Source organism: Gilvimarinus xylanilyticus, assembly GCF_024195295.1.
Lineage (GTDB): Bacteria > Pseudomonadota > Gammaproteobacteria > Pseudomonadales > Cellvibrionaceae > Gilvimarinus > Gilvimarinus xylanilyticus.
This window is the reverse complement of record NZ_JAMFTH010000008.1, coordinates 79879-95157: the sequence shown is the minus strand read 5'-3', so window position 1 is coordinate 95157 and position 15279 is coordinate 79879. Positions and strand designations below refer to the sequence as shown.

General features: G+C 52.3%; 9 protein-coding genes. All 9 read right to left on the bottom strand.

Annotation, left to right across the window (positions count from 1 at the left end; genetic code table 11):
- Positions 1–411 precede the first annotated feature (411 nt).
- Positions 412–2283 carry a glycoside hydrolase family 2 protein gene (locus M6D89_RS16810; RefSeq protein ID WP_253969253.1) on the bottom strand — a complete coding sequence of 624 codons (1872 nt, stop codon included), beginning with the start codon at positions 2281–2283 and terminating at the stop codon, positions 412–414.
- 14 nt (positions 2284–2297) lie between these two features.
- Positions 2298–3350, bottom strand: a complete 1053-nt coding sequence (locus M6D89_RS16805) for a family 43 glycosylhydrolase (protein ID WP_253969252.1) — start codon at positions 3348–3350, stop codon at positions 2298–2300.
- An 81-nt stretch (positions 3351–3431) separates the two neighbouring features.
- The gene (locus tag M6D89_RS16800; RefSeq protein ID WP_253969251.1) at positions 3432–4970 is read right to left on the bottom strand and encodes an RICIN domain-containing protein; all 1539 of its coding nucleotides are present in this window, start codon (positions 4968–4970) and stop codon (positions 3432–3434) included.
- A gap of 115 nt (positions 4971–5085) precedes the next feature.
- Positions 5086–6210, bottom strand: a complete 1125-nt coding sequence (locus M6D89_RS16795) for a cellulase family glycosylhydrolase (RefSeq protein WP_253969250.1) — start codon at positions 6208–6210, stop codon at positions 5086–5088.
- A 17-nt stretch (positions 6211–6227) separates the two neighbouring features.
- A complete protein-coding gene (locus tag M6D89_RS16790; RefSeq protein WP_253969249.1) occupies positions 6228–7376 on the bottom strand; it encodes an aldose epimerase family protein in 1149 nt (382 codons plus the stop codon).
- Positions 7377–7433: 57 nt separating this feature from the next.
- A complete protein-coding gene (locus M6D89_RS16785) occupies positions 7434–8906 on the bottom strand; it encodes a family 43 glycosylhydrolase (RefSeq protein ID WP_253969248.1) in 1473 nt (490 codons plus the stop codon).
- Positions 8907–8967: 61 nt separating this feature from the next.
- Positions 8968–10650, bottom strand: a complete 1683-nt coding sequence (locus M6D89_RS16780; protein ID WP_253969247.1) for a hypothetical protein — start codon at positions 10648–10650, stop codon at positions 8968–8970.
- A gap of 77 nt (positions 10651–10727) precedes the next feature.
- Positions 10728–13439, bottom strand: coding sequence for a TonB-dependent receptor (locus tag M6D89_RS16775; protein ID WP_253969246.1), 2712 nt, complete (start codon positions 13437–13439; stop codon positions 10728–10730).
- Between the two features lie 233 nt (positions 13440–13672).
- Positions 13673–15235, bottom strand: coding sequence for a sodium/sugar symporter (locus tag M6D89_RS16770; RefSeq protein WP_253969245.1), 1563 nt, complete (start codon positions 15233–15235; stop codon positions 13673–13675).
- Positions 15236–15279 lie beyond the last annotated feature (44 nt).

Genomic DNA, 15279 nt, shown 5'->3' with positions numbered 1-15279 from the left:
CAGAGAAACACGAGGGTGACCCAGGTAAAAGTTTGATCTTAGACAGGAAAAACCGGAGTTTGCGTTTGCGCTACAGTCCGAACAATTTGAACTTACCTCAGAACCAGCGCTGCCAGCCTGGGTTACCAGCTAAGTGCCGAAGCGCATCAAAGGTACGAGTTCGAGCCTTGCGGTTAAAGTCGAACTCGCACTGCCCCTACTTCGTAACCTTTTGGCTCTGCTCCCGGTACTGGTTAAGGGGTATATGCAGACAAATTTATTCAAAGCGGCAACTTATAAGCTAAGACTATACGCCAATAATATTTGCACTATTTGACTTTAAGAATAGGATGTAAAAAAGCCGCTTTAACCAGAGACCAAAGCGGCAAAGAGCCCGTAGAAAACCATCGGGTATAGATGAGGATTAACGACTTACGGCGTCGTCAGACCGTATTTTTCGTGCAGCTGACGCAACTCGCCAGCGGGGATTTTCTCTACCGCACGGTCATAAGTCAGCAGGCCATTGATCTCAGTTTCAACATCCGTAGTTTGGGTGTAGACACCCGCGGCAACGCCACGCTTTTTGTAGTCCCCCAAACCCCGTATTGAGTTTTCATAGCGCGCTTTGTACTCGTCCAAAGACGCTGGCATATTGCCGTAGATCATTTTCTCTCTATCCGGTGCCCATATGTGTCCATCCACCGGCCAGCCGTGCCCGCCAAACTCGCCGATGACTTTGATGTAACCGTCAAACTCGGCGGCGTCCATCAAGAATTTGGGTTCGGGATAATGGTGCGCATCGGCGATGTCTCCTACCGGGAAAAAGTTGCCGCCACTGGCAATATTGAGGTGCCGGGTGGTGTCGTAAGACTCCACGAAGTGTCCCACCTGCAAGCTGTTGTGCTGCCCCCAGCGCTCGTTAAAGGTCGTCCAGACTACGATGGACGGATGGTTGTAGAGCGTGTCGATCATCACCGTCAGCTCCCGCATGTACTGATTGTGCGCCCACGCAGGCCAGGGAGCGTCAATCTCTCCCTGCATACGGTCCTCGTAGGGCTGAGATACATGGTGCCATACGGGCCACTCCTGTTTACCGCCGTCGGTATCGGCGCCGCCGGACACCTGATCCTGCCATACCAAAAATCCCAACCGATCGGCGTGATAGTAGTAGCGCCTCGGTTCTACCTTTTTATGTTTTCGGATCATATTGAAGCCCGAAGCCTTGAGATACTCCATCTCAAACACTATTGCTTCGTCGCTGGGCGGCGTCAGCAAGCCGTCAGGCCACCATCCCTGGTCCAGCGGCCCCCAGTGAAATATCGGCTCACCATTGAGGGTAAACTGCACATTGCCCTGCTCATTGGCGATGCGCCCAACGGAGCGAAACCCCACATAGGACTGTGCACTGTCGAGTACGTCTCCAGAGGCCGATTTAAGCACCAGCTTTAGGTCGTAGAGCTCCGGCGACTGAGGGGACCAAAGCTCGGGGTTGTCTAGTGCCAGCTCTACGCGGTTACCTGAAGCGGCTTTTGTCGCCAGCTTTTTGCCGTTTTTTGAGATAGTCACTTCCAACAGCGTATCTTGCTTATCTCCAGCAATGGACGCATTGACCGTCAGTGCCCCGGTATCGGTTGCCTGGTTGCGCAGGCTCTCAATGTAGGTTGGCCCCGTGCTTTCCAGCCACACTGTCTGCCAGATTCCCGATACCGGCGTGTACCAGATACCCTGATTGTTACGTGTTTGTTTACCGCGGAGTTGATAGCGATCAGCAGCGTCGGTATCGTCAATCACACGCACGACGATCTCGTTGTCGCCATCTTTAAGCGCGTCAGTAACATCAAAGCTAAACGGCAGATTACCGCCCATATGGGCACCAACAAAAGCATCGTTTACCCACACCTTCGTTGCGTAATCCACAGCTTCAAAGTGCAGCAAATGTCGTTTTCCGGCCTGAAGCGCATACTCAAAGTGTCGGCGATACCAGATAGCGCTCAAATCCCCTACCCGCTCGCTGATACCTGATAAAGGGCTTTCTACCGAAAAAGGCACCAGAATTTTCTGATCCCAATTATTCGGCTCAGCGCTTTTGCGATCGATGACGGCCAAATCCCAAAGACCGTTAAGATTGTGCCATTGTTCGCGCCTAAGCTGCGGCCGAGGATATTCCTGCCAGGCGTTGTCAGCATTTACTTGCTCGCCCCAGCGAGTCACCATGCCGGCACCCTGACCAGCGTCAGCAGCTTTTACCAACACACTTGTCAGTGACAGTGCAGCTAGTATCAACCAAAGGTTTTTTGTGCTCATCGAATACACCACGTCTATTGTTTGGAAAAGCGATCTTCTATGCCAAATTCATCCACCAGCTTGTCAAACTCTTTGCGGCTGATGGTGATCATAGCTCCATGGCGCAGCTTTTCGGGTACAGCGTATTTGTCCCAGTCAGAGAAAAAGGTATAGCCCGAGATCTGATACCAGGGTCCGCTTAAACTGTCGGCCACAGACAAGCCATAAGACACTCCCGGGTACTGCTCGTAGTAGAGGTACCAAACCTCTCCGTTGGGGGAGGGAATCAGCATGGGCGCTTCGCGAAAATTTGGACTTATGGGGTCACTCAGCTCTTTGTATGGCCCTAACAGGTTGTCTGAGCGCGCAATGCGAATAGTTTTACCCGTCACCCAATCCAGAGTCGGGTAACGCTCGTCTTTGATCACCGCCCAGTAGCTTCCCTCATCTTTGCGAATAAAGACATCAATCGTACCCATATCCCAGTCAAGCAAACGTTTGGGCGGCCCTTGAAAGTGCTTTAAATCTTTGGACAAAACGTAGAGCGTTCGCTGGCTGGCCCAGTAGCGTTCCGGGTCTTCCTTTGTGCCCTCTTTATGCGGCGTGTGCCATGTCATCACAAACTGCTTTGATGCTTCATCAAAAAACAGCTTGGGGGCTCCAATCCGTTGCAGGGCCTGAGAATAACCAGGCGTTGCTTTTAGCTCGGGCCGGTAGGTGCTGTGTAATGTCCATTGGATCAGATCTTGTGATGACCAAATATTTATATCGGGCGAAGAGTCTGAGGTGTTCCCAGCAATATAGTAAGTACCATCAGGCCCCCGTGTAATGTCCGGGTGCCCCTGGTACTCCGGGAACACGCGCTTTCCCTCGTTCAAACGGTACCAGTGCAGTCCATCGGTACTGACCGAATAGTACAAACGCCCGTAGTCGGCGTGCGTCATATGGGCGAACAAGTATGCCTCATGAACGGGCTTTTCACCTTTCTCCACCTGCCCCGGTGGATCGGGCTGCTGGGCCAGCGCGCCCGCCCCTATAAACAGCGTCGCGAAAGTCGCAACAGTAACCAAACGATGTGCTATTTTCATACGTCAATACCTCATTGAACGATCAGGGAATTCAGCCCCGGCACCTCACGATGCCGGGGGTAAAAGGGAGGTTGCTTCGGCCTACAGCAAATCCAGCTTCCAGCGCTGGCAGTCACCGCCCAGCCATTCCCACTGCTGCACATTCTGACCATCAGCGGTTGAGCAGGCATCCACATCCAGCACACGCCCACTGTTGCGATTGACCAACCGATAGAAACCCTCTCCCACCGGTTCGATACGCCACTGCTGACAGCTCGCACTGTTAGCCGTCCATTGCTGGGCATTGCCACCATTACCCGTCGCACAGGCGTCAATATCCAGGGCCTGGCCACTCAGACGGGAACGAATCTCGTACCAGCCATCGTCAATATGCGTCAGATCCCAGCGCTGGCAGTCCGCTCCGTTCCAGGGCCATTGCTGAACATTGGCAGCAATGGCAGTGGAACAGCCTTGCACGTCGAGCACTTTGCCGCTGTGTTTGGCGGTCAGTCGGTAAGTACCGTTGGCCCAGGGCACATTGAATTCGCCAATGCCAACAAACATTCGGCAATCCCGATTGGCTAACTGGATGATTTCCGTTCCGCCATTTCGAGCGACAAACTGTGTGCTGTAATTGGAGCAGGGGTTGGTACCATCACTGGGGGTCACCAGAGGTGCTTCGCGCTCGGCCCACAAGCCGTTTCCGTTATTGTTGTTGACCATGTACACACGGCCGTTACGCGCCACGTTATTGCCGGCACCATCGCGTAATACCTGTCCGGCAACCAACAGTTCACCGTTGGCGGTGCCATTGTCAATCCACGTAACCGTGGGCGCGTGAGAGAAATGATTGCCGGACACCGACTCAATGCGAGTGCCAATGTTCGTCGGACTGCCCCAGCTGACTGCATCCGAAGAGTGACGGTAGAATGTGTCGCAGTTGTAGGTCGCTCCACAAATTTCATACACCATGATGTAGTCATTGTTTGGCAGACGGGTAACGGTCGGCATTCCCGGCCGCTGAATGGTATCGGCGATGGCAATGTCAATCTGTTCAGCCCCCCAACTTACGCCGCCATCCGTCGACACTTTATGTGCGATCAACTGATTGTAGCCAGACCCCTTGTGCTCCTCGGTGGCGTAGTACATAACCAGTCGCCCCTGAGGGTCCACCGTAAACTCGGCTTCCCACAATCCGGTATTGCCGGTTACGGGTGATGAGAGATAAGTCCACGTGTAGCCATGGTCCGTACTTTGATAAATTTTCAAAGCCCGACTGGCCGGTGCCGCGCCATCGTGTGCCGACACGACCCAAAACAATGTACCTGCCGCCGTACTCCCCAGGTTTTGGGGCACTTCGTACAGTTCCGAGCAGCAGGTATTAGCGAACTGATTTTCGTCGATGGTAGCAATTTGCGACCAGCTGTCACCGTCATCAGTGCTCTGGTAAATATGGCCCGCACCGATCACATCAAAACTCGCGATCAGCCGACCGTTGGCGGCACCGCTGGCCTCCAGACGAATGAGTCTCGGATAGAAGGAATCCACATCTTCCAGCATGACTTCATTGGCCAAGGCACCGGGGGCGACGAATAGGCAGACTAAAATTGTCCACAAAAAAGTGTACAGTGAAGATTTCATAGCGTGTCTCCATATTGGCATTATTTTCAGGTAGACCAGACCGCAGGGCATGCTCCGGTGCTTAAGCGTTTGCTCGGCACCGGTTTGCCCCTGGCATTGATAAAACGATGGTGGATCAGTAGGTAGGGTTGTCCTCCGTCAGCGTTTTGAAAATGTCGATTTCGCTTTGTTTGTAAGGCGAACCATCCCGGTGCAACAGGTCATGAAACCAAAGCTCCGGTTCCGGACTGCCCGGCTCCGAGCCCCAGGGAAAAATCGTATTGCTCTTGCCGCTCACTAGGCCCCAGTTGATGGCACCGACGTTTTCTTGTTTCAGCAAAGGCAGATGACTCTCCACCAAAGAATCATTCGTGCGGGCCATCCACTCGGTACAAATCACCGGCCGGCCCATGCCCTGCATTTCATGGATGCTGCGCTCCATCGCTGCAAGATCGTTGTATTGGTGGAAGGTGATGATGTCCGAATGCATCTTTTGATAGGCATTGAGCAGCTCAAAACCTTCCGACCAGTTCCATATTCCAGCGGTCACTGGCTGTGATGGATTTCCGGCACGCACCCAAGCGAAGGCTTTTTGCAATAGCGGCAAGGATTTTTCCTCGCGCCCGGTATTGCCCGGCTCGTTATACACATCCCAATAGAGTATGCGGTCATCGTTGGCAAACCGGCTAACAACGCCCGTAACATAAGTTTCCAGGCGACCCCAGTTTTCGGGCTGATCTTTCACTGATGCCACCGGACTTTGCACCCACCCCGAATTGTGCACACCCGGTTTCGGTGCTGGCTGCCCGCCTATTTCAGCCGTGGGGTTCCAGCAATCGTCAAAGAAGACAAAGTTGGGCTTGATACCATGCTTATCGGCGATAGACAGGAAGGTGTCAATCCGCTCCAAAAAGCCTTTCGGGTCCGCTTCCCAGGCCAGATCGTGAAGGTAGACTCTGACCGTATTCACACCAAAGTCGGCAGCCCAGCCCAACTCCCGGTCAATGGTTTCAGGATCAAAGCTGCTCTCTTGCCACATTTCCAGTTGGTTGATTGCTGTGCTCGGCAGAAAGTTCACACCCACTAACCAAGGCAGTTGGTCATACCACTGGTTTGCTTTCTCCCGACTCCAGCGTTGATCACTGGGCCCGTCGATGCCAAGGTGCTTCTCTGGCGAAGCTGCGCAACCTGCAAGCAAGGCCAAGAAGAGTAATGTCACCAAGGTACTAAAGCCTGTTCGAATCATATTAAGTTTTCTCATACCCATTGATCCCACTTTTAGTTCACCACCGAGAACCGGTAGATGGTTGTGGTGGTGAAACTCTCACCCCCACGCAAGGTGGTGCGAGGGAAATGAGGCTGATTAGGTGAGTCGGGATAGTGCTGAGTTTCCAGTGCGAGCGCGCCGCGATACGCATAGGCCACTCCTTCTTTTCCCGTTACGCTGCCATCAAGAAAGTTACCGGAGTAAAATTGCAGACCAGGCTGATCGGTTAAAACTTCCATCTTGCGGCCTGAACCGGGATCTGTTAACACGGCCGCCAGATGCATTTGACCTTCGAATTCTGAGCGGCGCAGCACCCAGTTGTGATCGTAACCACCGCCAAAACTCAGTTGTTCGTGCTTTGCTTTAATGTCGCGACCGATTGGCTTGGGTTGGGTAAAATCAAACGGGGTTTGCTTAACAGAGAGAATCTCACCCGTCGGGATCAGGGTTCTGTCCACGGGCGTATAAAAGTCAGCGTTAATCTGTAACGTGTGGTCCAGGATTGAACCATCACCCTGCCCCGCAAGGTTAAAGTAGCTGTGCTGGGAGAGGTTCACCACGGTATCGTCAACCGCCGAGCTTTGGTAGTTGATCTCCAACGCATTGTCATCGGTAAATACATAAGTGACGGCCACAAACAACTGACCTGGGTAACCTTCATCACCATCATCTGATACGGTTGAAAAACGTACGCCGGTACCGAGATCGGTCTCAACTACCTGCCCGTCCCACAAAAGCTTATCAAAACCTAGGTTGCCACCATGCAAATGGTTTTGATCATTATTGGTCGCCAGACTGTAGTTATTACCGTTAAGGCTGAACTCACCTTCATCGATGCGGTTAGCATAGCGCCCCACAACAGCTCCAAAATATGGGCTATCGGTTAGGTAAGGTGCGGGTTCATCAAAGCCCAACACTACATCGTCTAGCTTTCCCTTCTTATCTGGAACTTTAAGCGATAAAATAACCGCGCCCAGATTCGTCAGTTGGATGCTTGCACCACTGCTGTTCTCAATGGTGTATCGATCAACACCACGACCATCAACCAGCTTGCCAAATTCGTCTACCACTACTTTCATACGACTGTCTTGCTCCGCCAAAGCCCAACCGGCATTTAACATGCTGGCGGCAACCAGTAATAAGGTTCCAATGCGTTTCATCACTCACCTCTGTCATTATCGGTGTTGTTACTTATCCGTTCTCGAAGCAGCTTCAGCCTATTTTGGCATTGGCTGTGGTGACACGGTTGGCCCCCAGGCCTCAAGTATGTCCGGGCCATTTTCCTGAGGCACAAACTGCATCCGGTCGATGGACATCTGGCGTGGCTCCGTGGTGTAGAGATCGTTGTGCTGGTGATAGACGATAAACAGCTCGCTGTCATCGGGTGATCTCACCAGGCTGTGATGCGCCGTTCCATGGGCGTAGCTGGTAGACTTCATGATCGGATTGTTTTCATATTTCGACCAAGGGCCCAGCGGATGACTGGCCGTGGCATAACCCACGGAGTAGTGTGGACTCTCAAAGTGGCTGCCTGAATAGGTCAAATAGTAAACCCCCTTGTGCTTGATGATTTCCGCCCCTTCAGCCACATTCGCCATGTGTGTCTCCCAGGGCTCTTCTGGGCTGATCATCAGTTTGACGGAGTCAGGCTTGATCGTTTTCATATCATCATTAAGTTCGGCACCCCAGATGTGATTGCCATTATCAAAGCCCACATAGTAGAAGTAGCGCTTACCATCATCGTCTTCAAAAACATAGGCATCGATTTTTATGGACTCAGGGGCCATAGGCTCCTTCACATCCTGCACAAATGGCCCCAGCGGAGATTCTGAAGTGGCAACGGCGATCCGCTCGTCCACCGCGTAGTAGAGATAAAAAACGCCGTCGCGCGCCACAATGTCCGGAGCCCAAAAGCGCGACTCACCCCAGGAGTCTTCATTTTTTAGTACAAAGCCCTGGTCCTCCCAGCTCACCAGATCATCAGAGGTATAGAGCCTGATTCCGTTTACCATGGTGGGATAATCTGGTGTGTAGGTACAGTAAGCATAGTAGCGACTCTCATGCTTCATCAGGCCCGGATCAGCGCAGCCGGGCTGCACGGGATTCTGATAACTGATCTGGGGGAGTGGTTTTTCAAATGCAGTGACCTTCACATCTTTAAAATCAGCGCTACCACTTGCAACCCTCAGGGCCAAGTCACCACTAGTGTAAGTAGAATCAACGGCGTCGTATTTGGGGAACTGATTTTCGGCCAGCGGATTGTCGTTAACGTACAGCACATAGTTATCGCCACTAACCTCTAGGCGTAACGAGTACCACACACCCGGCTCAACGCTAACAGAGCGGCGCGCCATTTCTTTATTGCCCTTCAGTAAGAATACGGTGTGGGATTTAGCATCAAGCCCAGTGTAAAAACCTTTAAAATTCTCTGCCCCGGTTTGCGCATGAAAGGCCAAGCCCGCATTGGCATTCGCATCCGACAACCGAACCTTTGCTTCTACTGCGTAAGATGTCAGTGATGGAGTGTCCAACCGCTGACGTTCACCGCTGCTGAGCCGATAGTCGGCACCGGACTCCGTTTTCGCTGGAGCATTAACCTTGGATTCGTTACTGCAGCCAAGCAAGGCGATGCAGGTGAAAAATACCAAAATCACATATCTCATAAACACTTTCTCTTTATTATCAATCATCGGTTTTCAGGTTCAGCCTAGCTGATTGTCTGCAGGCTTCTAACGCAGGGAAACATTCTTCCTACTCTTGGTGCGACACCACGACGGTAAACTGTGTCAGGGTTTCAACGTCGGGATTATCAACGCCGCTCACCCGCAGGACCCCTTGATAGTGAGTGGTGACTGTGTTGATCGAGCCACCTGGCGCTGAATTACCGCCACCGCCGCAGCTCGACAACATCAGAATCGTTGTAGCCAAAGTGGCACACACCGCCAATTTGACTCGCCCGCTGCGCATAAGCAACATGCTGCAAAACCAGGGCACTAACAGGGCGCCGGCCATTAAGGTCATATTCGCCGGGCTCAGGTTCTGGACCAGAGTTTCAGGTACTACAGTAAAACTTATGGATTGCTCCCTATCCCTAAGCAGGGTTACCGGAGACTGAGAAAGCTCGACACGTCCTTCCAGCCCTTCGACCTGCAAGTCGAGCGTATAGTCGCCGTCATAGCCATCACTGACTCTGAGGTGTACGGTGCCCGTCAGAGTCTCCCCTGCACTCCCTCGAACCTCATCCACTTGCGCCCGAACGCCACCAAGCGGCGCGACGTTAAACCAGGTTCGACACACCCCGTCATCGGCAAAATCAGAGGACAACTGCAGTAATTTCAACCCACCAGAAAGAGGCAACAGTGGTGAAGAATAGTTTTCACAATAGTTAACGCTGGTTCCTGCGGGAAGGTCTACTGGCGTGGGAGCATCGTAGGCATACCATTGGCCATTAACCGGGTCTGCGCTGGAGTTGATAAATACCGTTGCGCCATTGCCTGGTTGGTCTGCGCCACCTTGAACCAGCGTATGCCCCTGCAGCAGCAACTGCTCGCCGCCACTGGCCTTGGGCGCCAGAGCCAATGTTGGGGTTGCCCAGAAAGTCAATCCATCCGGGGTTTCTAATGCTTGTCCGAGGTCAGTGGGATCCCCCCAATCCAGCCCATCTTCTGACAACCGATAGTAGGCGGCACAATTCAAGCCACCGCATATCTCATAGCTCATCATGAACTGGCCACTTGCTAGGTGCACGACTTCCGGCATGCCTGGCCGATCATTTGGGTTAGTGCTGGCCACTACATTCACCGGATCGCTCCAATTGATACCATCTGAACTCTTCGTGTAGCGGAGTGTTTGCGAGTGATTCTGCGGCGTCTCATCAGCGAAATAGCACACTAATTCGCCAGTCTTTGCGATGATAAACTCGGCCTCCCAAATGCCGCCCTGCCGTTTAGGGGCCTGAGCATCGACGCAGTTGCTTAGGTAGTCCCAACTCTGCCCCCGATCGACACTGTGATAGATTTTCATCTGCATGGGAGTATCTGCGGCTTCCTGCCCTACGGAGCCGGCCCAAAGCAAGGTGCCAGCTGCTAACTCGTTGACGGCACTGGGCAACTCATAGAGGCCCCCGCAACACAATCCTGTCAGAAAATCTTCATCGTAAATTTGACTGAGCCGCTCAAAGCTCTCACCCTCATTCCGACTCACAAAGATATCCGCATGGCCCTGACCACCGGCAAAGCTGGTAACGCTGGCAATGATATCACCGTTATTTTCAGGATCTGCCTGATGGTTGAGCTGCACAAGGCGCGGGTAGAGCGCATCGTCGGAGCTGATCAGCTGAGGCTCACTGGCCTTGGCAGCCAAACCCGAAGTTAAAAACGTACTCAGTAGTAGCGTGGAGACACTTCGGCTCAGCTTGGCAAATGTTATCTGCATTATCTTGCCTTTACTCTGACTGTGGGTGTAAAAAAGGCCGGGCAAGTCATTGCACCCACCCGGCCAAACCATGCACGTTAAAAGCGAGCGCGGATGCTGCCTCCCCAGAATGTATCGTCAATTCTGATATCATGGGGGAACAGCTCAGTGTCAAAGTAGCTGTAGTACGTACCACCATTGACATTTACCCCATCAAGGCTAACGGTAACTTGTGGCGTAATGTCATAACCGATCGACAAATCCAGGCGACCGTTGGCTTTAACGGTATTGAACTTCGCTCCGTCACCTGGAGTGACCAGACCGCCACCAAAGTAGCCGTCATCGAATGACGAGCGCCAGTTGTACATGACCCGCGCGGTGATGCCGTATTTTTCATAGAGCACACCGACGTTGTAGGCATGCTTGGATACCCCCAGCAGTGGCTCACCTTCCAGTGGATCGCCCTCGGTATCAATGGAGGAATCGGCAAGGGTATAGTTTGCAGTCAGACCAAGACCATCGAAGCCCTCAGGCAAAAAGTCCAGGAACCATTGGGCACTCAGCTCTACCCCTTGCAGACTGGACTCACCAATATTGCGCGGACGAGTAACGCTGTATTCAATGCCGTCAATTTCTTCGATCTCGGTACCCGCAGCTACCCGCCCCTCAATCGTGCGATAGTAAACCGCTGCCGACATGTACGAGGAGTCGCTGAAGTAATACTCGATAGTGGCATCATAGGCATCCGACTCCTGCGGCTCCAGATCGGGGTTACCGCCACCGCCGGTCGGGCGAATGTTGGCGTTCAACGGTACATCATAGGTTAACCCTGGATTGAGATCGCCAAAGAAGGGCTGTGCCTGGGTTTTTGCATAAGTAAAGCGAAGCTGAAGATCGTCCGTCAGTTGTAGACGGGCCGATGCATTCGGCAGAAAGGTGCCCTCAGACGTATCGCGGGTCTGCGGCGTAAGCTCACCATTGACGCGGCCGGTGCCGCTCAGGCTGCGGTCAGTGTGGCTATAGCGAACCCCGATGAGACCGTCGAGCAAAATACCCGAATCAAATTCCAAACCGTATTTAGCTTGCAGATAAACAGAGCTGGTAGTTTCACTGGCATCGTAGTTGCGTGAGGGATCCCAGGCCGGATCGCCCGGCTCGGCGCCATAGAGCTCGCGCAACACATCTGTATTATCACGTAAAAAATCCGGGTCGGGGGTATACCAGTGCTCTCCGTTGTTAATAACCGGAATAGTATTTGGAGATTCAATCAAAAAGTCATCAGGCAAGCCGGACTCGCTCACCAGAGTCACGCGATTACCGCCTGGCGCTCCAGGGCCGCCCGGCGCATTCGAGTAAAAACTGGCATCGCGATCAATGATGCGCCCGCCAAATTGAATCTCCTGAATAAAGCCCTCTTCGAGCTTGTACTTCCCGTCTAAACGGATCGCGTTGGCGACAGATTCCGCTCGGTTGTAGTCCTGAAAAAGACTGTTGGCCAGACGGAAATCATCAGGTGTGCTCAACGGCGAACCGGGCATAACCGTAGTACCGTGGCTGTCATCGTTGACAATGATATTAACCGCGTCAATCTGCTTGCCAATATCGACGATGGTATTGCGATTGCCGTTTTCTGACTCCACGCGGGAGAGGTCCACATTCAAATCCCAGCGATCAGAGGTGTACTTCACGCCGCCGCCAAACACATACTGGTCGGTTTCGCCGGTTTTTGCTTGGGTGGAGGTCAGACCGGGCACGTTATTAAAGGTAGCAGTCTGCCCCAGGCGCAGGGACTGGATGACACTCGAGTTGGCGTCGTAGAAACCGGCGTCGTTGACCGGCGCGGTAAACTCATCGCCATTGGCCGTCACACCAGTGATGCTTTGAGCCGAAAAGATGTCAGAGAAAATAAAGTGAGTGGCAAACTCAGCCCGATAGCCCGCGTAGAGCGCATCGGCATACACTTCCAGATTTTCAGTGGGGCGCCATTGGTAGTAAAGGTTTGCCTGAGGACGCTGATACTCCCCCGTATCCGTAAGGCCACCCACACAGGTCGGAAGCACGACACCCGCCGCACCTTGCGGGCCGTTGGTGGCGGAGCGCGGGTCACAGTTAAACGATACCGGGCGATTAAAATCCTGATCCGAATAAGACACATCTACCAAGATACCCATTTCACCGGCATCTGTGTCAAAACGGTTGGACACCAGGATACCACCAGTCAAGCCGAGATCATCGACTTCATCGCCATACATACCTCGAAGGTTTGTGGCGACAGTAAGCCCCTCATCAAACGCGAACGGCTTAACGCGAGTCAAATTGATGACCCCGGCAATACCACCCTCAATCAGATTGGCAGAATTGGATTTGTAAACCTCGGCACCTGACAGCGCCTCGGCGGGCAAGTCCTGGAACGCAAAGCCACGACCCACGCCGGTAAAGATTTCGCGACCATCCAACGTGGTCACAATATCGCCAATACCGCGAATCAGGGGGCTGACGATTTCATTGTTAAAGTTGTTCACCACCTGGACACCCGGCACACGCTGCAAAGCGGCCGCTACGGTATTGTCCGGGAACTTGCCAATGTCCTCAGCGACAATGGCCTCAACCACCTGATCTGCGTCACGTTTAATATCGGCGGCTTGATTTAGACTGCTGCGCAAGCCTCGAACCACAACAATTTCTGTTAAGACTTCACTATCGGCATCTGTGTTTTCACTGTTTTGCTGAGCGACCACTGGCGCACCCCCAGCGATCAACACTGATGCGATGGCGCTGCTGAGTAACTGCTTCTTATACTTATATTTCATACTGCCCTCCTAACCTGACGTAAATCAGAAAGCTTCTTTTATTATTTACTGACCCAATCCGAGCGAAATCGGCCAGACCCGAAAAGGTAAACGTTATCCCTAACTATATACTCTTAAACAGTTAAAGCAACCTTTTTTTGAGGGTAAACGTTAACTTTTTAACGTTAACGAGAACGTAATAATAAATAATTCTAAAAAAGGAAAGGGTTATCCTCCCTTCGCCTATCGAGCACTCACCACCACGCGGTATAAAATGCGATCAAAACCAGTACAACGGCCAGACTGGCCAAGTTGAAACCTCCCGTTGTCGCAAAATCGACTTCATCGAGCTTGACCGCCTGCTCTTTCGTCGCACCCTGCCCCAGTAGCGACACGACAACAGCCGCCAGCACACAGAGCAAAAACACAAGCCCAACTCTGTCCATAAATGGCAACTCAGGCCAAAGCAATTTAAAAGCGAGACTGAGAACGGCCGAACCTACTGCAGCCACCAGGCCTCCAGTAGCCGTTGTCTTCGACCAAAACATACCCAATGCAAACAGCACCACAATCCCCGGGGTAAAAAAGCCGGTAAACTCTTGAATGTATTGGAATGCCTGATCAAACTGCCCAAGCAGAGGTTTAGCAGCAAGCATGGCGACAATCAACGCGGCCAAACTGATCAGCCTTCCCACGCGCACATAGTGCTGCTGACTTTTATCCGGCTGCTTGCTGGCGTAGATATCCATGGTAAAAATCGTCGACACACTGTTGGTCATAGACGCCAGAGAAGACACTATCGCCGCCACCAAGGCGGCAAAAATCAAGCCTTTAATACCCACAGGCATTAAATTCATCAGCGATGGATAGGCTTGATCGGGCTTGCCCAAATCCGGCACCAACAGAACTGCCGCAATGCCTGGCAACACCACAATTAACGGCATGAGCAATTTTAAAAATGCCGCAAATACAATCCCTTTTTGCGCCTCGGTTACGCTCTTTGCCGCCAAGGTGCGCTGAATGATGTATTGGTTAAAGCCCCAGTAAGACAGATTCATTATCCATAAGCCACCAATCAATACCGAGATCCCGGGCAAATCCATGTAGTGCTCGTTCTCCTTGGCGAGAATCATGTCAAATTTTTCCGGCAACTCCGCAGACAGGGTCAAAAAACCCTGGACGACACCGCCGTTATCCGATATCAAATTCAGCGCCGTGTAAGACAAAAACAGACCACCCAATACCAACAGCACCACTTGGATGATATCGGTCATGGCAACGGCTTTTAAGCCACCGTAAAGCGAGTACGCCAGGGAAAATACTCCGAGAAAAGCCATGCCATAGATTAGATCTACTCCAACGATGGTGTTAATTGCCAGAGCTCCCAACCAGAGCACTGCCGTCAGATTCACAAAGACATAGACACCCAACCAGAACACCGCCATGACAATTCGAACCCGGTGGTCATAGCGCTGCTCCAAGAATTGGGGCATTGTGTATATTTTGTTTTTCAGGAAAATCGGGAGAAAGTACTTCCCCACCAGGATCAAGGTAATAGCGGCCATCCATTCGTAAGAGGCAATCGCTAATCCGACTTGATAACCCGAGCCGGACATACCAATGATCTGCTCGGCCGAAATATTAGCCGCAATCAAGGATGCGCCTATTGCCCACCAAGGCAAGCTATTTCCCGCCAAAAAATAGTCATTAGTGTTTTTTTCGTGGCCCGACTTTTCTCTCGACACCCACCAGGCGATGCCAATCAAAGCCACGACGTAGACCACGAAAACGGCTAAATCCAGAGTCTCAATATTCATTGTACTTTGCTCTCGCTGTTATACATTATTGTATTTTCGGTCGC